The following is a 21,634-nucleotide window of genomic DNA, read 5'->3' as shown; positions in this document are numbered from 1 at the left end:
TCTGGCAGTGTCCGCACCCGAGGAGGCTCCCTGTGTCCCGCTTTCCTGACGACGTCAGCTACACCCGCGACCACCTGTGGCTGCGCCTGAACGATGGACGTCAGGTTCGCGTGGGGGTGACCGATGAATGGACGCGCTCGCTCGGCATCGTCGTCCACGCCGACCTGCCCCCGGTTGGCTCGGAGATTTTGCGCGGCGACCACGTCGGCCAGCTGGTCGGACCCACCGGGAGCGAGCCTCTGGTGTCGCCCCTGTCCGGCGTGGTGGCAGCGATCAACCAGTCCGTGAGCGAGCAGCCTGACCTGATCCGCAGTGACCCCTACGACGCGGGTTGGATCTTCGAGGTGGAGGTCCCCGAGGGCTTTGACCGCAGCACTCTCGCACTGCTGGATGCGGGGAGCTACGAGGACCTGGTCGGCCCCGGGCTGCCCACCGACGAGTGAGGCGGACGGTCTCGCGGCTTCCGCGAGCCGCACGACTGCCGGTTTGATTGGATCACTACACTGAACCCCTGCAGGTGGATGCCTGCTCCGACCATCGAGGAAGATGAACACCATGGTTGATTGCCCGGCCTGCGGCCACCAGAACGGCGTCGGCAGCAACTTCTGCTCTCAGTGCGGTGAGAAGCTCACCCGCCTCGGTGACACCACCCGCACCATCCCCGTCGTGGTCGAGGACTCCACCTCCCGACCTCGTTCCGAGGTCTCCACTGAGGTGCAGCGTGCCATCCAGGACTTGCCCCCGAACAATGCCCTGCTGATGGTCGAGCGTGGCCCGGACACTGGCGCGAGGTACCTGCTCGACACCGACCGCTCGACCGCCGGGCGCCATCCACGCTCGGACATTTTCCTCGACGACATCACTGTCTCCCGCCATCATTGCTCCTTCATCCGCACCGACAGCGGCTTCGCCATAGAGGACCTCGGTTCCCTCAACGGCACCTACGTCAACCGCGTTCTGGTCGACCAGACCACCCCGCTGCGACAGGGGGATGAGGTGCAGATCGGCAAGTTCCGCATGATCTTCTGCGTGAGCGACGCGAGCCTGCGCTGATGCCCCCACCGATGCGCAGCATCGGGCAGGTACTGAACACCCTGAAGCCCGAGTTTCCCGACATCTCGATCTCGAAGATTCGCTTCCTCGAGAGCGAGGGTCTGCTCTCCCCTGAAAGGGCCCCCTCCGGCTATCGCAAGTACGCCCAGGTGGACATTGACAGGCTGGCCTACATCCTGCGAGTCCAGCGCGACCACTACCTTCCACTGAAGGTCATCAAGGAACACCTCGACGTCATGGACGCGGGGGGAGAACCACCCACGTTGGAGGCACCCCCGTCGCAACCGACCCCCCTCGCCACGCCCGCCCCTGAGCACCGACCTGATTCGGGCCCTACCCGTTCGAAGAACACCCCCATCCGTCTCACTCGCCGTGAGCTAGTGAGCACGAGCGGGATCTCGGAGGCCCTACTGCTGGACCTGGAGCGACAGCAGCTGGTGGCCCCCAAGCGGGGCGCGAACTACTACGGGCGTGAGGCGCTCACGATCTGCGTGGTGGCCCAACGGCTGGCTCCCTACGGCATGGATGTGCGCCATCTGCGTGCGATCAAGCAGGCCGCTGAGCGTGAGGCGGGTCTGGTGGAGCAGGCCATTGCTCCCTATGTGCGCAGGCGCGCCCACGCAAGCGAGGCTGCCTCCGAGGTCACCCGTCTGGTCCTTCATGCCCACGCGGCGATGATGCACACCCTGCTGGAGAGGTGAGCAGCGCTAGGCTGGGTCCATGCCGAAGCTGGACGTGATCAGGGTTGCCATGGACTGGGCAGGGCGTTCGCCCATGCTGCTCCTGCGGGAGCAGGACGGACCGCGTCTGCTGGCGATCTGGGTCGGGCACGCCGAGGCACGTTCGGTGCTGACCGCGCTGGAGGGGCATGTACCGCCGCGCCCGCTGACCCATGACCTCATGGCAGAACTACTGTCCGAGCTCGGGCACACGGCCCTGGAGGGACGCATCACCAGCGTCGAGGAAGGCGTCTTCAACGGCGAACTGGTGGTCGACGGTCATGTCATTCAGGCGCGTCCCTCGGACCTGGCCGCCCTGTCAGTGCGGTCCGGTATGACCCTCAGCTGCCCCGAGGAGGTCCTGGCCGAGGCCGGCATTCTGGAGGAGGCCGAGCCCGAGGACGATGTCGAGCGTTTCCGCGAGTTCTTGGACCACGTCAATCCCGACGATTTCGAGGGCTGAACCCCGCAAACCCTCAAGATGTAGTTCACCTTCCCCGGGTGATGGAGAATTGGCATCGCCCCTAGTCAAAACCAAATTCAGCGGTCCTGAAGTGAGGCCGGCGTCGCCGGCGGCGTGTCCGGTGAGCATCCGCGCCACCCAACGTCTAGGTTCATGACTGCGCCTACCGGCGCAGGCGATGAGGACTTCCAGAAGGGGAAGATGATGAACGCAGCAGCAGAGAATCTGCACGACGCCGACGCACGGCGTCCTCAGGTCGACCTGCAGGATGCGCTGTTCGACGGAGACTTCTCCCCACTGCCCCAGGACCTGGGCTTCCGTGGTCCGGTGGCCTGCGGTGCTGCCGGCATCACCTACCGCCAGCTGGACTACTGGGCACGCACCGGGCTGGTGGCGCCCGAGGTGCGCTCGGCAGAGGGCTCCGGCACCCAGCGTCTCTACTCCTTCCGCGACATCCTCATGCTCAAGGTGATCAAGCGACTGCTGGACGCGGGCATCTCGCTGCAGCAGATCCGGGTCGCGATCGACCACCTTCGTGAGCGCGGGGTGCGCGACCTCACCGAGGTCACCCTGCTCAGCGACGGGGTGTCGGTCTATGAGTGCACCTCCAACAACGAGATCATCGACCTCCTCAATGGCGGTCAGGGGATGTTCGCCATCGCCCTGGGTGGAGTCTGGCGTGACCTGGAAGGTTCGCTGGCCCAGCTGCCCGGCGAGCGCGCCGAGGAGGCGCCGGCCGAGCAGGCTGAGGACGAGCTCTCCCGTCGTCGTCGCAAGAAGATCAGCTGACACCTCCCGGCGTCGATAGCCTGTAGGCAGTCGCTCTGGGAGGAACCCGTGAAGAAGAAGTTGGACGCCATTCTGGCGACCCCCTGGATCGCGCACCTCGTGCGAGCCTGGACCCGCTTCGGCAACCGGCTGGGCAACCAGTTCGCCGCCGCCATCACCTATTTCTCGGTCCTGGCCCTCGTGCCCCTGCTCATGTTCGCATTCGCAACGCTCGGCATGGTCGTGACCACCCTCCACCCTGAGATGCTGGATTCGATCACCCGCAGGCTGGACACGGAGCTCGGTGCCGTGGGTGCGGGCGGCAAGGTCACCGGCCTGATCGAGGACTACCTCGTGAACTGGCGTGGCGTGGGTATCGTTGGCCTGCTCTCCTTGGCCTATGCCGGGTCGGGGTGGGTGGGCAACCTTCGCAGCGCCATCAATGCGCAGTGGCGCCCCGAGTTTGAGCACCAGGAGGACCAGAAGAACGTCGTCATCCAGACATTGGCGAATGTGGGCGTGCTGTTCGTGCTACTGATCGGCGTTTTCGGAACGATGGCCGTCACCGTGATGGGCCAGACGATGAACGACACCCTTGCCCGCTGGTTGGATGTTGCCCACTGGCCCGGGGGACACCTGTTGCTGCGGCTGATGGCCTTCCTGCTCACGGTCGCGGCCAGTTGGCTGCTGTTCCTGTTGCTGTTCTGGATCCTCCCCCAGGAACACCGGGTGACACGGGTCACCATGGTGGGTGCGCTCATCGGCGCAGTCTTCTTCGCGCTGCTGCAGGTGGGTGCTGGCACCCTGGTCGGAGCGTTCCGTTCCAACAAGGCTGCCTCCCTCTTCGGACCGGTGATCGTGCTGATGCTGGTCATGAACCTCTTCGCCAGGGGAGTGCTCCTCGTCGCCACCTGGATCGCCACCAAGCACCAGCCGGCCGTCGCCTTCCACCACAACGCCTGCGATGACCCGCTGCGAGACGATCCGTTGGCCGAGACCGCCCCCGACCACTGGCGCCTTGCGGACGAGGAAAGGGAGGAGAAGTCCGGCTCGTCGGTGACCTCCGACAGGCAGACCGACGAGAGACCCGCTGCGGAACCGGTGCTGCCGCGAGATGCCGGCCGCTACCGGCCCAAGATCGTCACACTCGAGGAGTACCCGCACCCCGATCCCAGCCGCAGCGTGTCCGAGCCGGTTGCCGCCCGCTCGGTCAAGGTGGGCATGGCTTCGGGCTGGGCGGTCGGCATCGGCACAGGACTCGGGCTCGGCGCGCTGGTGGCGTCCGGCCTGAACAAGGTGCGCAGACGCTGACAGCCGCCCCCGGGGAGCGGCTGCCAGGTGTCGGGGGCGGGTCATCCGCGCTCGTTCAGGCGTCGAGGTGCCCGACCTGACCACCGGCCACGTCATGGCGCCAGCGGTCGAGCAGATCCTGCACCCCTTCGAGGGCACTGAGCTGGCCTGCGGCGATGCGCCGTTCCAGCTCCGCGCGGCCGTCCTCGACCGACGGGCTGCGGTAGAGACTCGAACGAACCTCCTCCTCGGCCATCGCCCACAGCCAGTCGACCTGCTGCTGGGCGCGACGTTGTGCCAGGCCACCGGATTCCTCGAGTCCCTCGCGGTGTCGCAGGACAGCCTCCCAGAGGTCGTCCAGACCCATGCCGGTATACGCCGAGCAGGGCATGACCTCGGGAATCCGGTCGTCGTTGGAAGAGGAGATCAGCTTCATGGCGATCCGCATTTCGCGGGCCGCCACGCGGGCGTCGCCCTCGCCGTCGCCGTCGGCCTTGTTGATGCCGATGACATCGACCATTTCGAGGATGCCGCGCTTGATGCCCTGGAGCTGGTCACCAGCTCGTGCGAGCGCCAGCAGCAGGAAGGTGTCAACCATGCCTGCCACGGCTACCTCGGACTGCCCCACGCCCACCGTCTCCACGATGATGACGTCGAAGCCAGCCCCTTCCAGGATGAGCATGGACTCCCGGGTCGCCCTGGCCACGCCACCGAGGTGGTTTCCGCTGGGGGAGGGTCGAATGTAGGCGTTGTCCCGTGACGCCAGCTGGGCCATGCGGGTGCGGTCACCCAGGATGGAGCCGCCGGTCTTCGACGAGGACGGGTCCACCGCCAGCACGCCGACCTTGTGCCCGGCGTCGACCAGCCGTGAGCCCAGAGCGTCGGTGAAGGTTGACTTGCCGGCACCGGGGACGCCGGAGATACCCAGACGCACTGCGTTCGTGCCGCTGGTGGAAGCCAGCTCCCTCAACAGTTCCCTGCTGCGCTCGCGATGGGCGGGCAGCTTCGACTCGACCAGGGTGATCGCCCTGGCGATGTGCGGGCGGGACCCCTCACGGATCCCGCCTAGCAGCTCGTCCAGATCGTAGGGATCAGGCACGGCTCTCATCCAGACGCTGGCGCAGTCGCGTGATCAGCGATGCGGCAGCCTCGGGAATCACGGTGCCCGGCGGGTAGATGGAATCGGCACCGCTGGCGCGCAGTTCCTCGAAGTCCTGCTCCGGGATGACGCCTCCGACGACGATCATGATGTCCTGTCGACCCAGCTTGTCCAGTTCCTCGCGCAGGGCGGGGACCAGGGTGAGGTGACCGGCTGCCAGCGAGGAGACACCCACGATGTGGACGTCGGCCTCGACGGCCTGGCGAGCAGCCTCCTCAGGGGTCTGGAACAGCGGGCCGACGTCAACGTCCATGCCGAGGTCGGCATAGGCGGTGGCGATCACCTTCTGGCCGCGGTCGTGGCCGTCCTGACCCATCTTGGCGACCATGATTCGGGGACGCCGCCCCTCGACCTTCTCGAACTCCTCGACCAGCTTGCGCGCCTCCGACACCGCGGGGGTGTCGCCCGATTCCTTGTTGTACACACCAGAGATCGTACGGATCTGGGCCTGGTAGCGGCCGAACTCCTTCTCCAGCGCGTCGCTGATCTCGCCCAGCGAGGCCTTGGCGCGGGCAGCGTCGATGGCCAGCTTGAGCAGGTTGCGGTCCGGATCGGTGGGGTCGGGGTTGGCAGCCGCCCAGGTCAGCTTGGTGAGGGCCTCCTCGACGGCATGCGCGTCACGCTCGGCGCGCAGCTTCTCAAGCTTGGCGATCTGCTGGCGACGCACACCGGCATTGTCGATCTTGAGGACGTCCAGGGGCTCGCTGTGGTCCAGTTGGTACTTGTTGACCCCCACCACGGGCTGGCGACCGGAGTCGATGCGGGCCTGGGTGCGAGCTGCAGCCTCCTCGATGCGCATCTTGGGAATGCCGGCCTCGATGGCCTTGGCCATGCCGCCGGCCTGCTCGACCTCCTGAATGCGTTCCCATGCCTTCCGGGCAAGGTCGTGGGTGAGGCGCTCCACGTAGGCCGACCCGCCCCACGGGTCGATGACCCGGGTGGTGCCCGACTCCTGCTGCAGGAACAGCTGGGTGTTGCGGGCGATGCGGGCAGAGAAGTCGGTCGGCAACGCGATGGCCTCATCCAGGGCGTTCGTGTGCAGGGACTGCGTATGCCCTTGGGTTGCGGCCATGGCCTCGACGCAGGTGCGGGTGACGTTGTTGTACACGTCCTGTGCGGTGAGCGACCAGCCCGAGGTCTGCGAGTGGGTCCGCAGGCTCATCGACTTGGGGTTCTTGGCCCCCGCATCGCGGGTGAGGCGTGCCCACAGCAGGCGTCCGGCACGAAGCTTGGCCACCTCCATGAAGAAGTTCATGCCGATCGCCCAGAAGAAGGACAGTCGGGGGGCGAACTTGTCGATCTCCAGGCCCACCGACTGACCCGCACGCAGGTACTCCACGCCGTCGGCCAGGGTGTAGGCGAGCTCGAGGTCGAGCGAGGCCCCAGCCTCCTGCATGTGGTAGCCGGAGATGGAGATGGAGTTGAACTTCGGCATGTTCGCGCTGGTGAACGCGAAAATCTCGGAGATGATCCGCATCGAGGGCAGCGGCGGGTAGATGTAGGTGTTGCGAACCATGAACTCCTTGAGGATGTCGTTCTGGATCGTGCCGGCGAGCTGCTCGGGCTTGACGCCCTGCTCCTCGGCAGCGACCACGTAGAAGGCCAGCACCGGCAGGACGGCGCCGTTCATGGTCATCGAGACCGACATCTGGTCCAGGGGGATGCCCTCGAAGAGCTGCCGCATGTCCAGGATGGAGTCAACCGCCACACCGGCCATGCCGACGTCACCGGTCACGCGCGGGTGGTCGGAGTCGTAGCCGCGGTGGGTGGCCAGGTCGAAGGCGATGGAGAGGCCCTTCTGGCCGGCCGCCAGGTTGCGCCGGTAGAACGCATTGGACTCCTCAGCGGTGGAGAAGCCGGCGTACTGGCGGATCGTCCACGGCTGTGAGGTGTACATGGTGGCGTAGGGGCCGCGCAGGAAGGGTGGGATGCCCGGACGAGTGTCCAAGAAATCCAGGCCCTGGTAGGCAGTCTCGTCGTACTCCACCGGGACGTCGATCAGTTCCGGGGTCTCCCACGGAGCGGGCTGACCGGCCAGGGCCTCGAAGAGCTCGTGGGAGTTGTCGGGGACCTGGGCTTTGCCCAGGTCGATGCCGGAGAAATTGGGAATGCTCATTCTGCAGCCTCCGCAGTGTCGAGGATCTCGTTCAGGTGGGCGGGCACGTCCATGCCGTCGAAGACGAAGCCGTCGATGATTCCGTGCCAGTCCTGGCCACCCAGTTCCTTGTCGCGTCCGGCCAGGTAGACCTTCTTGGCGCCTGCCTCCTTGAGGGTGCGGGCGACGGGGAGGGCGTGGTCGGCATAGACCTTCGTCGAGGAGCACAGGACGGCAACCTTTGCCCCGGAATCCTTGAAGGCCTTCTGGAAGGCCAGCGGATCGGTCCCCTCCGCAGTGGGGATCGCGAGCCCGGCCACGGACTCCAGGTTCTCGACGAAGCCGAGGCGCGCACCGAAGTCACGGCGAACACCCAGGGCAGCGAGGAAGACCGCTGGCCTCCCGGCAGCAGCGCTGCGATCACGCAGCTTTTCGAACAGCTCGGCCTCGCGGCGGATCGGGAACTTCTGGTCACGCTCGATGCCCCGGGGGCGCGGCTTGGCCTGGATCGGCTCCTCGTCGCGCATGGGGAACATGCTCACGCCGGTCAGCGGGATCTTGCGGGTGGCCAGCAAGGAGGTGCGCTTGTCGACGGTCTGCTGGATCCAGGTGGGGAGCTGGGCCTCGAACACCTGCGCGAAGCCTCCGGCAGCCTCGATCTCCTGGACGCGCTTCCACGCGGCCTGGGCGATCTGGTCCGTCAGGGACTCCACGTACCAGGAACCGCCGGCCGGGTCGTTGACGCGACCGATGTTGGACTCCTCGGCCAGGACGACCTGCACGTTGCGGGCAATGCGGCGGCTGAACTCGTTCGGCAGGCCGACGACCTGGTCGAAGGGCAGCGTGGTGATGATGTCCGCGCCACCGACCGAGGCGCCAAAGGTGGCGGTGGTCGCACGCAGGATGTTGACGTAGGGATCGTCTCGGGTGAACATCCGCGGGCTGGTCACCGCGTGAGTGAGGGCTCCGCGCTTGTCGGCCTCGACGCCGCACTCCTCGGTCACGCGAGCCCACAGTCGGCGAAGCGCCCGCAGCTTGCAGATGGTGAGGAACTGGTCGGCGGTGGCCGAGACCCGGAAGGTGATCCGGTCGAGGACGTCCTGCACCGGGACGTTCGCCGCCTCGAGCGCACGCAGGTACTCGATGCCGGTTGCGATGGCGAAGGCGACCTCGTCCACGTCACCAGCGCCGGCCTCGTGGTAGACGAGGACGTCGACCGTGATGGCGCGGGCAGCGGGGAACTCGTCGCGGGCACGGGTGACCCACTTGGCGAGGGGGGCCAGGTCGACCGGCTTGCTGCTACGAGCCGACAGCGCGAACGGGTCGATCCCCAGGTTGCCCACCAGCTTGTCGGCGGGGCGTCCGCTGTTGGCCCAGACCTCGGCCATGGCTGCGGCAGCGGCCTCCTGGTCCTCATGGGAGGAGACCGACACCGGGGCCAGGTCAAGGATGATCTCGCTCAATTCCTCGGCGAGGACCTCGGGCTTGATGGCGTCCTCGTCGACGCGGAGCCACAGTGAGGTGGCGCCGCGCTCGATGTCGGCCATGATGTGCTTCTTGGTCTCGGCGACATCCGGATCCTCGTGGAGCTGGCGAATGTCCCAGGCGATCGGGTCGCCGGTGCGCACCCGGGTGCCACGCGTGAAGGGCATGACGCCGGCGTCGCCGAGCCTGGGCTCACTCTCGCGCACGTAGAGCGGTTCGATCACCAGCCCGTCCGGCGTGGTCGTGCGCAGCTTGCTGAGACCCTGTTCGAGGCTCAGCTGCTTGTCTTCAGGACGCCCTCGGTTGAGGACCTTCAGGACCTCGGCGTACCACTGCTCATCGGTCGGAACCGGGAAATCCCCGGCCAGCGGGAGTGCACCCGCCTCGTCGACACTCATCGGCGACCCCTCTCTGGGTAGCTGTTGCTTGGGCGTTGCCCAGGCCACGTGAAAGCAGCCGGAGACACCCTGTGACACCAAAAACCCTAGTCCATTGCAAAGTCGTGCGGGCATGGGGGGAACCCTTCTGGACGATCGTGCAGACACCGTGGTTGTGAACTCCTCAGTACGCTGGCGGGGTGAGCAACGTCGAGGTGGGTCTGCTTGTCCTGGCCGTACTGATCTGGGCCGTCGTGGGGGGTGTCCACCTGCTGACGCGACAGTTCGGGCGCGACCGGATCTTCCGGGGAGTGACTCCTGGCCAGCTGCCGGGCCCCAGCGCGTCCACTGAGGTGGAGCGGGTGAAGGGCGGGCGGGAATACCGCGGCGAGGTCGCGGTACAGTTCCATCCCCCTCGTGGTCTGACCCCCGGCCTGGTCGGCACGGTGGTGGACGGCAGGGCCGAGATGCGGGATGTCACCGCCACCATTCTCGACCTCGCGGTGAGGAAGTACCTGAGGATCACCCCTGTCGAACAGGGCCCCTCAGCCCCTGCGGGGGGACGGCCGCGGCAGCAGATGGGGCAGCGTCCCGGCCAACAGGGCAAGGACTGGCTCATCACCCTGCTGCGTGATCCGGAGCATCCCGCACCGGGGGAGCGGCCACTGCTGCCGTTCGAGCAGCGCCTGGTCACGGCTCTGTTCTCCCGTCGGCCCGAGGTGCGCATGTCAGAACTCGGCAGCCGCTTCGGCACCGCGATGCACGCGGCACAGAATGACCTCTACGACGCCGTTCAGCGACTCGGCTGGTACTCCGGCCACCCGCAGTCACGAGGTGGTTGCCTCGGGGTTGTCGCCGTCATCGCGGGCATCCTGGGTGGCGTCATGTTCTGGGGAGCGGGCGGGGGCAGCATCTGGTCGGCCATCTCGGGAATCCTGGTGGCAGGGGCAGGCTTCAGCCTGGCGAATGCGCTGAAGTGGCGCACCCCTCGCACCGCCGAGGGGACTGCGGTCCAGATCCAGACCCTGGGCTTCAAGAAGTACCTGGAAACCGCCGAGGCGGACCAGATCAAGTTCGAGGAGGCAGCCGACATCTTCAGCCGCTACCTCCCCTACGCCATCGTCTTCGGCGTGGCGGACCATTGGGCCAAGGTCTTCGGGGAGGTCGCCGCTCGTGCCCAGCTTCAGGGCGTCGAGATGCCGCTGGTGCTGGACTGGTTCGACGGCCTGTACCTCGGCATGCTCGTCGATGACCTCCTCTTCGACGCCGTCGACGGCATGGGCATGCTCGACATGGTCGACGGCTTCGACCTGATGTCCCTGGGCGGGGACGCCGTCGGCGGCCTGGGTGAAATCGCCGGCAACCTGGGGGACTTCGTCGGCGGCCTCGACTTCGGCGACTTCGACTTCTGACCGGTCCGGCGCGTGGACGCTCGGCACTGTGACCGGGCGGGGGCTCAGGCGAAGCGGGTCCCTTGGGGGGCCGGCTCCTCCAGCGCGGACTCCTGTTCGCTCGGGCTGAGGGCATGCTCCGGCTCGATCGGAGGGATCGGGCCCTCGTCAGCCGGGGGGACGTCGGTGGGCGGGGGATCCCCGGCGGCTTCCTTGTGCAGCCGGCGCCGTTCCCGGCGGCCCTCGACCAGATGGTAGAGCACCGGCACGAGCACCAGGGTCAACACCGTGGAGCTCAGCAGCCCCCCGATCACCACGATCGCCAGCGGCTTGGAGATGAAGACGCCACCCCCCGACAGGCCCAGCGCCATCGGAACCAGAGCCGCGATCGTGGCCAGCGCTGTCATGAGAATCGGACGCAGGCGTCGGCGCGCACCATCGACCAGCGCAGTGTCGACCGACTGGCCCGCTGCTCGGTAGTGGTTGACCAGGTCGATGAGGACGATGGCGTTGGTCACCACGATGCCCACCAGCATCAGCATGCCGATCATCGATGGCACACCCACAGGCGTGTCAGTGATCAGCAACCCGAGCAGCGCGCCGGTGGCGGCGAAGGGGATGGACACCGCGAGGATCAGTGGCTGCACCAGCGACTTGAAGGTGGCGACCATCACCACGTAGACGATGGCGATGGCGGCCAGCAGAGCGAGCCCCAGTTGCCTGAAGGCGTCATTCTGTTCGGCGGTGATGCCCCCGATTGTGGCGTCGGTTCCAGAGGGCAGCTGGAGCGCTTCCAGGGCTCGGCCCACGTCACCGGAGGCTCGTCCCAGGTTGTCTCCCACTGGGGTGGCGGACACGGTCACGCTGCGCTCCCCATCGCTGTGGGTGATGGAGGCCGGAACGCTGACGCGGGTCACGGTGGCGACTTGGTCGAGGCTCACCGGGCCGGATGCGGTCATGATCTGCAGCTTCTGCAACCCGGCAAGCCCCACCGGCGCGACGCCAGTCTGGAGCGTGACATCGATCGGGGAGCCCGAAGCCGTTTCCACCTGACCGATCTGGGCGGGCGTGAGCGCGCCGGCGAGCAGCTGGGCCACCATCGCTTCGCTCACCCCGGCCGCGCTGGCCTGGGGCTGCTTGAGCCGAACGCTGACCTGAGGGCGATCGGCGGCCAGCGAACTCTTCACGTCGGTCACGCTGGACAGCCCCTTGAGCTTCGCCACGACCATCTCCGACGCCTGCGTGAGCTTCTGGGTGTCGGAGCCGGTCAACGTGACACTGATCGTGTTCGCGCCACCCATTCCTGAGGATCCGACGCTGAGCTCCTCGCCCTCCAGAGTCGCGAGCTTGCGGCGGACCTGGTCCTGCAGCGCGGCCTGGTCAGCGTCCGGGTCGGTGGTGACGTTGAAACTGGCCTGATCGCCCTGGCTGCCGAAGAAGATGTTGCCGCTGTTGCCCACCGTCAGCTGGACGGTCTGGACGCCCTTGACCGACCGGAGCGCCTCCTCGACCTTCTGCGCACGCTTCTCCTGCTCCTTCAGACTCAGGGCAGGCGGGAAGCTCTGGGTCACCGTCATGGTGTTCTGCCCGGAATCGCCGAGGAAGTTGGTCTTCAGCTGGGAGGCCAGGGCAACGGTGCCGCCGAGGAGGAGCAGACTGAGCAGGATCACGATGATCGGGTGGCGCAGGGACCACCGAATCGTCGGGACGTAGAGCCGCTGCAGCCAGTCCCCATGCTCCTTCGCCTCAGCCTCAGCGCGGACCCGATCAGCGTCCACCACGTCACGGGGAGCCTTGAGGAACCAGTAGGCCAGTACCGGCACGATCGTCAGCGACACCAGTAGTGAGGCCAGCAGCGCCAGTGTCACGGTCACGGCGAAAGGCCTGAAGAGCTCGCCGGTCTGTCCGCTCACCAGAGCGATTGGTGCGAAGACTGCGACCGTGGTGATGGTGGCTGCCGTGACCGCAGTGGCGACCTCACGGACAGCGGTGAGGATCGCCTGCCTCTTGGGCGTCCCATAGGAGAGGTGGCGGTTGATGTTCTCGATGACCACGATGGAGTCGTCAACCACGCGACCGATCGCGATGGTGATCGCGCCAAGGGTCAGGATGTTGAGGGAGTAGCCGAAGATCCGCAGGCCGATCATGGTCGCCAGGATCGACACCGGGATGGACACGGCGGTCACCAGCGTCGAGCGCACAGACAGCAGGAACAGCAGGATGACGATGATCGCGGCCACCAGTCCCAGGCCGCCCTCGGTGAGCAGGTCGTGGATCGACTGGGTGATGAAGGGGGCCTGGTCGAAGACGGTCGTGAAACGAGCTCCCTGACCGAGTTGCGATTCGATGTCAGGCAGTTCGGCCTTGACGGCGTCGGCGACGGCGACGGTATTGGCATCTGCGGTCTTGGAGATCGACAGCGTCAGGCTGGCGCGTCCGTCGGTGCGCGAGACGGAGGTGGCCGGCTTGGGCTGCTGCGTCACGTCGGCGACCTCGGACAACTTCACCGGAGAGGCTCCCGGCGACTGCGGCGTGATCACCACGTTGCCGACATCTGCGGCAGAGGTGAAGCGCTTGCCGACGGTCACCGAAACAGTTCTGGTCCCATCCTGCAGGGCGCCACCGGACGCAAGCTGTCCCGCTGCGCCCAGAGTCTGCATGACCTCCAGGGCAGAGAGCTTGGCCCGGGCCAGCCGGGCAGCGTCCAGCGTGACCAGCACCTCCTCCTCGGGAGCTCCGAGGACCTCGACCGCGCGAACCCCCGACAGCTTCTGCAGGCGGGGGACGGTGGTCTCGTTCAGGTGGCGGGCCAGTTCTTGCGGAGATCCTTCGGAGGACACCGACATGACCAGGACCGGGATGGAGTCGAAACCTCCGGTGATGACCTGGGTGTCGGCCTCGTCAGGCATGAGCTGCTTGATGCGGGAGAGTGCAGCCTGGATCTCCTGCTGCACGTTGGACATGTTCGAGCCGTACTTCATCGTGACCGTAATGGTCGCCATGCCGGCGGTCGAGGTGGATTCGGATGACTCAACCCCTTGAAGGGTGAGCACAGCCTGTTCGATGGGGGTGGTGACGCGCTGCTCGACGACTTGGGGACTGGCGCCGGGGTAGGTGGCCACGATGAATGCCTGGGGGAACTGCATCGAGGGGATGAGTTCTTGCTTCAGCTGGCCGGTGGTGATGACTCCGAAGACCATCACGAAGGCGGTGATCAGAGCGATCAGTGCCCGGTTGGCCAGGCTCATCGACGCCATCTTGTGCACGGTAAGGTCCTCTCGCGTTCACCCGCCCGACTGGGCCACGGTCAGACTACTAGAACACTTCAACCACGCACTTGCCCGCGCAAGCCGGGGATGTGCACAACGGGGAGCGGTGCAGGTCCGACGTGCGCGGGCACGTAGACGAAGGCCGGGGACGTGGGGTCAGTGCTGGACGTCCACCTTCTGTGGCACCGGCTGGCCGATGTGGTTCAGCAGGTCGACGTACCAGTCAGCGGAGATGTCGAAAGCCTTGCCACCGGCGATCCGGTCGAAGGCAATGTTGGTCAGCACGTCACCGTTCTCCTCGTCCTGGCCGATGACACCGGTCTTGCCCTCCAGGGCACAGTCGACGGCGAGGTCGGTGCACTGCTTGATCAGGTCGAGGTCAGCCTGGTTGGAGGCAGCCGAGCGGGCGAAGTAGCCCGACTTCTGCACCATGACCTTCTCCGCGCCGAGCAGCTGGCTGAACTGGTCACCGAACCACTTGCCGGGGTTGATCTTGTCGAGCTTGACGTGGCCGAAGGGATCGCGGGGGATTTCCTGACCGGCCCTCTCCATCTCGGCGAGGATGGAGTCCAGGCCCGCACCCTCGGAGAGGAAGATGGTCACATTGCCGACCTCGTCCATGACCTTCTTGAGGCGCTCGGCCTCGGCCTGCAGGTCGATGTGGCCCTCGGGCACGTAGACGGCGTGCACGTCCCAGGCCTTGCGGTCCAGACCGATCTCGGGCAACCACTCCTGGGTGTCGAGCCACTCCCGGTACTTCTGTGCAGTGGCCGCGGTGAGCCAGCCGCAGTTGCGTCCCATGACCTCGTGCACGATCAGCATGCGAGAGCCGGAGTTGTGCTCAGCCACGATGTTCTGGGCGAAGATGGAACCCTGCTCGGCAGCGGTCCAGGCGCCCAGCGACTGCTTGATGGGGATGACGTCATTGTCGATGGTCTTCGGCAGCCCGACGACAGTGAGCTCGTAGTTGTTCTCGTGCAGGTACTTGGCCAGGTCGGCAGCGGTGGTGTTGGTGTCGTCGCCACCGATGGTGTGCAGCACGCTGACGCCATCCTCGACCAGACGATCAGCGGCGACCTTGAGCGGGTCGTCGCCCTCCTGGACCAGGCCACGCTTGACGAGGTCCTTGGCATTGGTGAGCTTGACGCGGGAGTTCCCGACCGGCGACCCGCCGAAGAGCTGCAGCAGGTGGGCCTTCTCGCGCACCTCGGGGGTGACGGTGAGGTAGTCGCCCTGCAGCAGGCCCTGATAGCCGTGCTTGTAGGCGATGATCTCGGTGTCGGGGGAGAGCTCGGTGTACCGCTGGATGAGCCCACCAATCGCCGTGGACAGGCACGGGGCGAAGCCCCCGGCGGTGAGCAGGGCAACCTTGGTGACCATCAGGAATCGGCCTTTCGTCGATGCGAAGTTGTACTTGGCCAACACTAGTGCCGACCTCCGGGTGGCGTGGGACACCCCGGCATCTGCGTCCCAGGGGGCCGTTGTCCACAGATTCTTCGCAGGGGGACGCCCATGACCCGCGCTCTTGGGAGACTTCCCTGGTGCGCACCCCTGATCGCGGTTTGAGCCTGTCGACCCTCGTCGTCCTGCTGTTGCCCGTCCTCTTCCTCACGGTGGGGCTGGTGGTCGATGGGGGCGCCCAGACCACGGCAGCTGCCGAGGCGAACACCGTCGCCAACGAGGCGGCCCGAGCGGGGCAGAACGCCGCGGCGTCCCTGGAGTTGCACGGCCTCGACGGGAGTGCCCAGGCCGTCAGCGCAGCCCGTGAGGTGCTCAGCCGCCGTGGGGTCGACGGTGAGGTGACCATGGTCAACCGCGAGCTGACGGTCACCACGCGAACCTCCGCGCCCACCACCTTCCTCAGCGCGATCGGGATCAACGAGGTGCGCGGCAAGGGGCGCGCCACCGTCCACCTGGAACGCAGCTGAGCACTAGAGTTTGCCCATGGCACGATATTTCGATGTCCACCCCGACAACCCCCAGCCACGAGCGCTGCAGCAGTGTGTCGAGATCCTGAGGGAGGGCGGGTTGGTGGCCATCCCCACCGACTCCGGCTACGCGCTGGTGTGCACCCTGGGCAACAAGGATGCCCTGGAACGGATCAGACGCATCCGCAACCTCGACCAGCACCACCACTTCACCCTGCTGATCAGTGAGTTCGTCCAGGTCGGCCAGTGGATCGACATGGACAATTGGGTCTTTCGTGCCATCAAGGCCAACACCCCGGGTCACTACACGTTCATCGTGAAGGCAGGTCGTGAGGTCCCGAAGCTCATGCAGCATGCGAAGAAGAAGACCGTCGGCCTGCGCATCCCGACCCACACCACCACTCTTGCCCTGCTGGATGCCCTCGGGCAGCCGCTGGTGAGCACCACGCTGATCATGCCGGGCGAGGAGTACCCGATGAGCGACGGCTGGCAGGTCAAGGAGGAACTCGACCACCAGGTCGACGCAGTCCTTGACTCCGGGGATGCCGGCGGGGTGGCAACCACGGTGGTTGACCTGTCCGGTGAGGAACCAGACGTCCTCCGCAAGGGCGCCGGCGACGCCGAACCCTTCGAGGCATGAGCGTGGCACAGACCCGTAGCGCGTTGATCGTTTTCGAGCACGGGGACGCCTCCGTGCTCCGCGTCGAGGACCAGCCCGTCCCTGGCCTCTCCCCAGATCAGGTGCTGGTCCGCGTCGCGGCGACGGGGGTCAACTTCATTGATGTCTACGACCGCCGCGGCACCTATCCGCACGACACGCCCTTCGTCCTCGGTCGTGAGGGGGCCGGAGTGGTCGAGCAGATTGGTGCGCAGGTCACCGAGGTCTCGGTCGGCGACCGGGTCGCGTGGGCGATGCAACTCGGCAGCGCAGCCAGCCTCGCGGTCCTCCCTGCGCAGGCGCTGGTTCCGGTGCCGGAGGAGGTCGACCTGGAGACCGCGGCGGCAGTCCTGCTGCAGGGGATGACGGCCCAGTTCCTGGTCAATGACACCTTCCCGTGTGGACCCGCAACCACCGCACTCGTTCATGCCGCAGCCGGGGGAGTGGGACAGCTCCTGGTCCAGTTGCTGGCGGAGAAGGGCGCCACGATCATCGCGACTGCGGGGAGCCCGGAGAAGCTGGAGCTGGCACGCGCCCTGGGGGCGGAGCACCTCATCAACTATCGCGACCACGAATCACCGGCTGCACTCGCGCAGGCAGTCCGGGCCGCCGCGGGTGGGGGCGTCGACGTGGTCTACGACGGCGTCGGGAAGTCGACCTTCGATGCCTCATTGGCCAGCCTGCGCCGACGGGGACTGATGGTGCTGTTCGGCGCGGCCAGCGGACCGGTCGAGCCCTTCGACCCACAACGGCTCAACAAGGGTGGCTCGCTCTACCTCACCCGGCCCAGCCTGGGCGACTACATCGCCACCCGGCAGGAGCTGGTGGACCGGGGACGCGCGGTACTGGAACTGGTCGCGAGTGGCAAACTCAGGCTCCGCGTCGACTCCCGCGTCCCCCTCGATGAGGCAGCCGAGGCATACCGGGCCCTGGAGGAGCGCCGGACCAGCGGGAAGGTTGTGCTGATCCCCTAGGGTTGGGCCCATGTCGAACTCACTGCTGAGCCCCAGCACTTTGCCCTACCAGCTGCCCGATTTCGCCAACCTCAGCATCGAGGACTATCGCGAGGCCTTCGCGGAGGGCATGGCGCGCAATCGGGAGGCGATTGAGCAGATCGTCACCAACCCCGAGCAGGCGACCTTCGACAACACCATCGCTGCCCTGGAACGCGCCGATGAGGACCTCTCCCGCGTGCAGCACGCCTTCTACACCGTCCACGGATCCCACGGCACCGAGGAGATCCGCAACCTCGCCAAGGAACTGGCTCCGAAACTGTCCGCCCACTCGGACGCCATCTGGATGGACCCCCGCCTGTTTGCGCGCCTCAAGGCTGTCGTTGAGGGCGACCAGTCCCAGCTGCACGAGGACGCGCGGTTCCTGGCCGAGAAGTACCTGACCTCTGCCCGACTCGCCGGCGCAGAGCTCGACGACCAGGCGCGGGAGAAGATGTCGGCCCTCAACGCCGAGATGGCGCAGCTGCGCACCGAGTTCACCTCACGGCTCCTCAAGTCGACCAATGACCTGGCCGTCCACTTCACCGAGGCGTCCGACCTGGATGGGCTGAGCCCCGAGCAACGTGACCTGTGCGCCGATGCCGCGCGCGAGCGAGGGCTCGACGGCTGGTTGGTGGCGCTGGTCAACACGACCGTCCACCCGTGGCTGAGCGTGCTCACCAACCGTGGTGCTCGCCGCCGGATCTATGAGGCGACTGCCCAGCGTGGGCGCCAGGGCAATGAGTTCGACACCACCGAGCTGGTCACCCGCATGGTGGAGCTGCGGGCCGAGCGCGCCGCACTGCTCGGCTACCCGACCCACGCCCATGTGCGGACCGCGGACCAGACGATCGGGAACCCCGAGACGATCCGCGAGCGCATCTACCCGCTGGCCGCCCCCGCGCTGGCCAACATGTACCGCGAGGCCGAGGCCCTGCAGGAGCTGATCAACAAGCGACAGGCCGAGCTGGGGGAGCAGACCTTCGAGCTGGCACCCTGGGACTGGTCCTACTACACCGAACTCCTGCAGCAGGAACTCTTCGACCTGGACAGCTCGCAGCTGCGGCCGTACCTGGAGTTCCGCAAGGTGCTCGAGGACGGCGTCTTCTTCGCCGCGACCAGGCTCTACGGCATCACGTTCTCGCCCCGGCAGGACCTGAAGGCCTACCACGAGGATGTGCTCTTCTACGACGTCCTCAACGAGGACGGCTCGGTGCTCGGCCTGCTGCTCTACGACCCGTATGCGCGTGAGACCAAGAATGGTGGCGCGTGGATGAACTCCATCGTCGTCCAGTCGGGGCTCCACGGGACGCTGCCGGTGGTCACCCAGAACCTCAACTTGGCCAAGCCGCGCGAGGGCGCCCCCACGCTGATGACCGTGGACGAGGTGAACACCGCCTTCCACGAGTTCGGCCACGCCCTGCACGGGTTGTTCAGCCAGGTGTACTGGCCCACCCAGTCCGGAACGGCCGTGCCCCGTGACTTCGTGGAATACCCCTCACAGGTCAACGAGCTGTGGATGACCTGGCCCAAGGTGCTCGCGAACTACGCAGTCCACCACGAGACCGGGGAGCCACTCCCCAAGGAGCTGGCCGAGAAGCTGCAGGGGCTGGGCACCTTCAACGAGGGCTTCATGACCGTGGAGTATCTGGGCGCCGCCCTCCTCGACCAGGAGCTTCATGCCCTGGCACCGGGGGACACGGTGGGCGACTTGGACACCTTCACCGCCCGGGCCCTCGAGCGAGTGGGACTGGGGAACCCCTACGTGGCGCCGCGCTACCGACCGCACTATTTCGCCCATATCTTCGGCAACTCCTATGACGCCGCCTACTACTCCTACATCTGGAGCGAGATGCTCGACGCGGACACCTGTGACTGGTTCCGCGCGAATGGTGGGCTGAGCCGCGAGTTCGGCGACACCTTCCGCCGAGAACTGTTGGGACGCGGCAACTCACGCGAGCCGATGGCTTCCTTCGAGGCCGTCGTGGGCCGTGGTCCTGACATGACCCCGCTGCTGAAGCGCCGCGGGCTGGTGGAGGAAACCGCCTGAACCGATCCCGTCAACTGGCCCTTCTGTCCCCGCAGCTATTCGCGGTTTGCCCGCCTCCCATGCTGCTGCCCACGATATGTCGCGGGCAGCAGCACGGGGCACGGGCGAACGCGGCCAGGCTGGCTCAGGCGCCAGCTGGCTTGGGGCAGATCGGGCCAGCCGGCTCGGTATCAGAAGTGGTAGGTGTCGCTCGGGGCGTGGAAGACGTCCTCGTAGCCGGCCGGCAGATCGAGGCCGAACTTCTCGGCGAGCCCGAGGATCTTGTTGGCGCGCGCAAGACGCGGCAGGTCAGACCCATTGCGGATTTCGTTGCCCGACTCCTTGAATTCGGTGAGGAAGTCCAGAGCCCATGACATGTCCGGGACCGAGGGGGAAAGGATCTCGTTGACTGTCGCGCACTGCTCGGGCATGAGACAGATCTTGCCCGTCATGCCGAACTCGACGGTCACTCCGGCAGAATCGGCGAGTGCCACGCCCACGGCTCCGACGGCGGGGCCGTCGATGGGGCCGGGGAGGTTGGCCGAGCGGGAGGCAATGGTGAACTGGCTACGGGTGTAGGCCAGCGCCTGCGGGCTGTCCCCGAAACCGGTGTCGCGGCGGAAGTCACCCAGACCAAAACCGAGGCGGAAGACATCCTTGGCTCGGGCGATGGCCTTCAGGTTCTCCACGCCTCGGGCAGTCTCGACCAGGCCGACGATCTTCACACCGGGGAGCTGGGCCGAGGTGCGCTCGATGTGTTCGGGGGACTCGACCATGGCCAGCATCACGCCGTCCAGACCTTCCACCTGGGCGAGCCGCTTGCAGTCCTCAGCCCACCAAGGGGTGCCGAAGCCGTTGATGCGCACCCAGGCCCGGTTGCCCTGCTGGGAGAGGTACTCGACCACGTTCTCGCGGGCCCTGTCCTTGTTGTCCGGCGCCACGGCGTCCTCGATGTCGAGCAGGACGACGTCAGCGGCGCTCGCTGCGGCCCGGTCGAAGCGATCGGGTTGGAAGCCGTTGACGAGGAGCCACGAGCGGGCGAGCTCGGGGCCTACCTGGACCTTGGGGGACAAGGCGGTTCCTTTCGGTGGGGGTGGGCGAGTCCACAATGTATCGAGGACCTCTGAGATGTGGAGCTACGTCCTGTCCCATGGACACCTACGCTGGGAGCATGACCCCCGCATTCGCTGCCCTGATCGCGATCTGTCTGGCCCTGGTCGGTGTGGCAGGCATCATCGTGCCCGTGCTGCCAGGTTCGCTCAGCGTCCTGGTTGCCCTGGTGGTATGGGCGATCTGGGGTGGCAGTACCCAGAGCCTGGTGGTCGGCATCGTCGGAGCCGTGCTGGTGGTGTGCGGAATGCTCGCGTCCGCTGTGTTGACCCAGCGCCGGTTGGGAGCTCGACAGATTCCGCAGTGGCCCATTGCGTTCTCACTTGTCGTGGGCGTGGTGGCCGGCTTCTGGATCCCCGTGATCGGCCTGCCACTCGGATTCATCGTCTCGCTGCTGCTCATTGAATATGTCCGGGTGAAGGACCTCAAGGCTGCGTGGTCGACCAGCGTGGTCGCCATGAAGTCGGTCGGTACTGGAATGTTGCTGGAACTGGCTGCAGCTCTGTTGGCCGTGACACTGCTGGGTGCCTCGGTGTTCGCCTCGCTCATCCTCTGAACCCAAGGAGCCACCATGTGTCGCAACATCCGTCCGCTGTTCAACTTCGAGCCGGAGGTCACCGACGACGAAGTGCGCGCTGCAGCCCTGCAATACGTGCGCAAGGTGAGCGGCTTCACCAAGCCCTCACAGGCCAATCAGGGCGCCTTCGACCGGGCGGTCGCCGAGATCGCCCACATCACACGTCACCTGATGGATGAGCTGGTCACCTCGGCACCGCCCAAGGATCGCGACGCCGAGGCAGAGAAGGCAAAGGCCCGGGCCGCCCAGCGCTACGCGAATGCTTGAAGCA

General features: G+C 66.5%; 19 protein-coding genes. 13 read left to right on the top strand and 6 right to left on the bottom strand.

The features are described from left to right. Window positions 1–32 precede the first annotated feature (32 nt). The 6 genes from M3G03_RS05575 to M3G03_RS05550 all read left to right on the top strand — a co-directional run bounded on the left by M3G03_RS05575 (window position 33) and on the right by M3G03_RS05550 (window position 4,314). Window positions 33–443: a glycine cleavage system protein H gene (locus tag M3G03_RS05575; RefSeq protein ID WP_259808699.1), complete on the top strand. Its 411-nt coding sequence runs from the start codon at window positions 33–35 to the stop codon at window positions 441–443. 112 nt (window positions 444–555) lie between these two features. Then, window positions 556–1,053 carry an FHA domain-containing protein gene (locus M3G03_RS05570; RefSeq protein WP_259808847.1) on the top strand — a complete coding sequence of 166 codons (498 nt, stop codon included), beginning with the start codon at window positions 556–558 and terminating at the stop codon, window positions 1,051–1,053. Beyond that, window positions 1,053–1,754: a MerR family transcriptional regulator gene (locus tag M3G03_RS05565; protein WP_259808698.1), complete on the top strand. Its 702-nt coding sequence runs from the start codon at window positions 1,053–1,055 to the stop codon at window positions 1,752–1,754. The genes M3G03_RS05570 and M3G03_RS05565 overlap by 1 nt, the downstream gene beginning before the upstream one ends. A gap of 19 nt (window positions 1,755–1,773) precedes the next feature. Then, complete coding sequence (locus tag M3G03_RS05560; protein ID WP_259808697.1) at window positions 1,774–2,235, top strand: bifunctional nuclease family protein; 462 nt, start codon at window positions 1,774–1,776, stop codon at window positions 2,233–2,235. A gap of 204 nt (window positions 2,236–2,439) precedes the next feature. Beyond that, on the top strand, window positions 2,440–3,024 hold the full coding sequence (locus M3G03_RS05555; RefSeq protein WP_259808846.1) for a MerR family transcriptional regulator: 585 nt from the start codon (window positions 2,440–2,442) through the stop codon (window positions 3,022–3,024). A gap of 48 nt (window positions 3,025–3,072) precedes the next feature. After that, the gene (locus tag M3G03_RS05550; protein ID WP_259808696.1) at window positions 3,073–4,314 is read left to right on the top strand and encodes a YhjD/YihY/BrkB family envelope integrity protein; all 1,242 of its coding nucleotides are present in this window, start codon (window positions 3,073–3,075) and stop codon (window positions 4,312–4,314) included. Window positions 4,315–4,369: 55 nt separating this feature from the next. Here M3G03_RS05550 and meaB read toward each other — a convergent pair whose 3' ends face one another. Genes meaB through mutA form a run of 3 tightly spaced genes read right to left on the bottom strand, consistent with a single transcriptional unit; the run spans window position 4,370 to window position 9,430 of the window. Continuing rightward, the gene (gene meaB / locus M3G03_RS05545) at window positions 4,370–5,392 is read right to left on the bottom strand and encodes a methylmalonyl Co-A mutase-associated GTPase MeaB (protein WP_259808695.1); all 1,023 of its coding nucleotides are present in this window, start codon (window positions 5,390–5,392) and stop codon (window positions 4,370–4,372) included. Next, the gene (scpA, locus tag M3G03_RS05540) at window positions 5,385–7,568 is read right to left on the bottom strand and encodes a methylmalonyl-CoA mutase (protein WP_259808694.1); all 2,184 of its coding nucleotides are present in this window, start codon (window positions 7,566–7,568) and stop codon (window positions 5,385–5,387) included. Before scpA ends, meaB begins: the two co-directional genes overlap by 8 nt. Continuing rightward, a complete protein-coding gene (mutA, locus tag M3G03_RS05535; RefSeq protein WP_259808693.1) occupies window positions 7,565–9,430 on the bottom strand; it encodes a methylmalonyl-CoA mutase small subunit in 1,866 nt (621 codons plus the stop codon). Before mutA ends, scpA begins: the two co-directional genes overlap by 4 nt. Before the next feature lie 179 nt (window positions 9,431–9,609). Between mutA and M3G03_RS05530 the strand changes: the two genes are divergently transcribed. Then, complete coding sequence (locus M3G03_RS05530; protein WP_259808692.1) at window positions 9,610–10,821, top strand: DUF2207 domain-containing protein; 1,212 nt, start codon at window positions 9,610–9,612, stop codon at window positions 10,819–10,821. Window positions 10,822–10,865: 44 nt separating this feature from the next. Here the strand turns inward: M3G03_RS05530 and M3G03_RS05525 are convergent, their stop codons facing one another. Together M3G03_RS05525 and M3G03_RS05520 are read right to left on the bottom strand one after the other, a co-directional pair. Next, a complete protein-coding gene (locus tag M3G03_RS05525) occupies window positions 10,866–14,057 on the bottom strand; it encodes an efflux RND transporter permease subunit (RefSeq protein ID WP_259808845.1) in 3,192 nt (1,063 codons plus the stop codon). 168 nt (window positions 14,058–14,225) lie between these two features. After that, window positions 14,226–15,452, bottom strand: a complete 1,227-nt coding sequence (locus tag M3G03_RS05520; protein ID WP_259808844.1) for a pyrophosphate--fructose-6-phosphate 1-phosphotransferase — start codon at window positions 15,450–15,452, stop codon at window positions 14,226–14,228. A gap of 158 nt (window positions 15,453–15,610) precedes the next feature. On the opposite strand from M3G03_RS05520, the gene M3G03_RS05515 reads away from it, so the two are divergent. Genes M3G03_RS05515 through M3G03_RS05500 form a run of 4 tightly spaced genes read left to right on the top strand, consistent with a single transcriptional unit; the run spans window position 15,611 to window position 19,697 of the window. Then, window positions 15,611–15,997, top strand: coding sequence for a pilus assembly protein TadE (locus tag M3G03_RS05515; protein WP_259808691.1), 387 nt, complete (start codon window positions 15,611–15,613; stop codon window positions 15,995–15,997). A gap of 16 nt (window positions 15,998–16,013) precedes the next feature. Continuing rightward, entirely contained in the window at window positions 16,014–16,637 is a 624-nt protein-coding gene (locus M3G03_RS05510; RefSeq protein WP_259808690.1) for an L-threonylcarbamoyladenylate synthase, read from the top strand. Beyond that, complete coding sequence (locus tag M3G03_RS05505) at window positions 16,634–17,629, top strand: quinone oxidoreductase (RefSeq protein ID WP_259808689.1); 996 nt, start codon at window positions 16,634–16,636, stop codon at window positions 17,627–17,629. Before M3G03_RS05510 ends, M3G03_RS05505 begins: the two co-directional genes overlap by 4 nt. A 10-nt stretch (window positions 17,630–17,639) precedes the next feature. Continuing rightward, entirely contained in the window at window positions 17,640–19,697 is a 2,058-nt protein-coding gene (locus tag M3G03_RS05500) for a M3 family metallopeptidase (RefSeq protein ID WP_259808688.1), read from the top strand. A gap of 170 nt (window positions 19,698–19,867) precedes the next feature. Here the strand turns inward: M3G03_RS05500 and M3G03_RS05495 are convergent, their stop codons facing one another. Continuing rightward, complete coding sequence (locus tag M3G03_RS05495) at window positions 19,868–20,749, bottom strand: CoA ester lyase (RefSeq protein WP_259808687.1); 882 nt, start codon at window positions 20,747–20,749, stop codon at window positions 19,868–19,870. Window positions 20,750–20,847: 98 nt separating this feature from the next. On the opposite strand from M3G03_RS05495, the gene M3G03_RS05490 reads away from it, so the two are divergent. Both M3G03_RS05490 and M3G03_RS05485 read left to right on the top strand, forming a co-directional pair. Further along, window positions 20,848–21,342, top strand: a complete 495-nt coding sequence (locus M3G03_RS05490) for a DUF456 domain-containing protein (protein WP_259808686.1) — start codon at window positions 20,848–20,850, stop codon at window positions 21,340–21,342. Window positions 21,343–21,357: 15 nt separating this feature from the next. Beyond that, a complete protein-coding gene (locus M3G03_RS05485) occupies window positions 21,358–21,630 on the top strand; it encodes a DUF2277 domain-containing protein (RefSeq protein WP_259808685.1) in 273 nt (90 codons plus the stop codon). Window positions 21,631–21,634 lie beyond the last annotated feature (4 nt).

The sequence above is a fragment of the Aestuariimicrobium sp. p3-SID1156 genome (assembly GCF_025144225.1).
Taxonomy (GTDB): Bacteria; Actinomycetota; Actinomycetes; order Propionibacteriales; family Propionibacteriaceae; genus Aestuariimicrobium.
Note: the sequence above shows the minus strand (reverse complement) of the source record. Positions and strands in the feature narration are given on the sequence as shown.

Bases quoted from the DNA above. Each gene is read 5' to 3' on its own strand.
- M3G03_RS05570 (WP_259808847.1), top strand. From the start codon at position 556: ATGGTTGATTGCCCGGCCTGCGGCCACCAGAACGGCGTCGGCAGCAAC.
- M3G03_RS05565 (WP_259808698.1), top strand. From the start codon at position 1,053: ATGCCCCCACCGATGCGCAGCATCGGGCAGGTACTGAACACCCTGAAG.
- M3G03_RS05560 (WP_259808697.1), top strand. From the start codon at position 1,774: ATGCCGAAGCTGGACGTGATCAGGGTTGCCATGGACTGGGCAGGGCGT.
- M3G03_RS05555 (WP_259808846.1), top strand. From the start codon at position 2,440: ATGAACGCAGCAGCAGAGAATCTGCACGACGCCGACGCACGGCGTCCT.
- scpA (WP_259808694.1), bottom strand. From the start codon at position 7,568: ATGAGCATTCCCAATTTCTCCGGCATCGACCTGGGCAAAGCCCAGGTC.
- mutA (WP_259808693.1), bottom strand. From the start codon at position 9,430: ATGAGTGTCGACGAGGCGGGTGCACTCCCGCTGGCCGGGGATTTCCCG.
- M3G03_RS05525 (WP_259808845.1), bottom strand. From the start codon at position 14,057: ATGGCGTCGATGAGCCTGGCCAACCGGGCACTGATCGCTCTGATCACC.
- M3G03_RS05510 (WP_259808690.1), top strand. From the start codon at position 16,014: ATGGCACGATATTTCGATGTCCACCCCGACAACCCCCAGCCACGAGCG.
- M3G03_RS05505 (WP_259808689.1), top strand. From the start codon at position 16,634: ATGAGCGTGGCACAGACCCGTAGCGCGTTGATCGTTTTCGAGCACGGG.
- M3G03_RS05500 (WP_259808688.1), top strand. From the start codon at position 17,640: ATGTCGAACTCACTGCTGAGCCCCAGCACTTTGCCCTACCAGCTGCCC.
- M3G03_RS05490 (WP_259808686.1), top strand. From the start codon at position 20,848: ATGACCCCCGCATTCGCTGCCCTGATCGCGATCTGTCTGGCCCTGGTC.
- M3G03_RS05485 (WP_259808685.1), top strand. From the start codon at position 21,358: ATGTGTCGCAACATCCGTCCGCTGTTCAACTTCGAGCCGGAGGTCACC.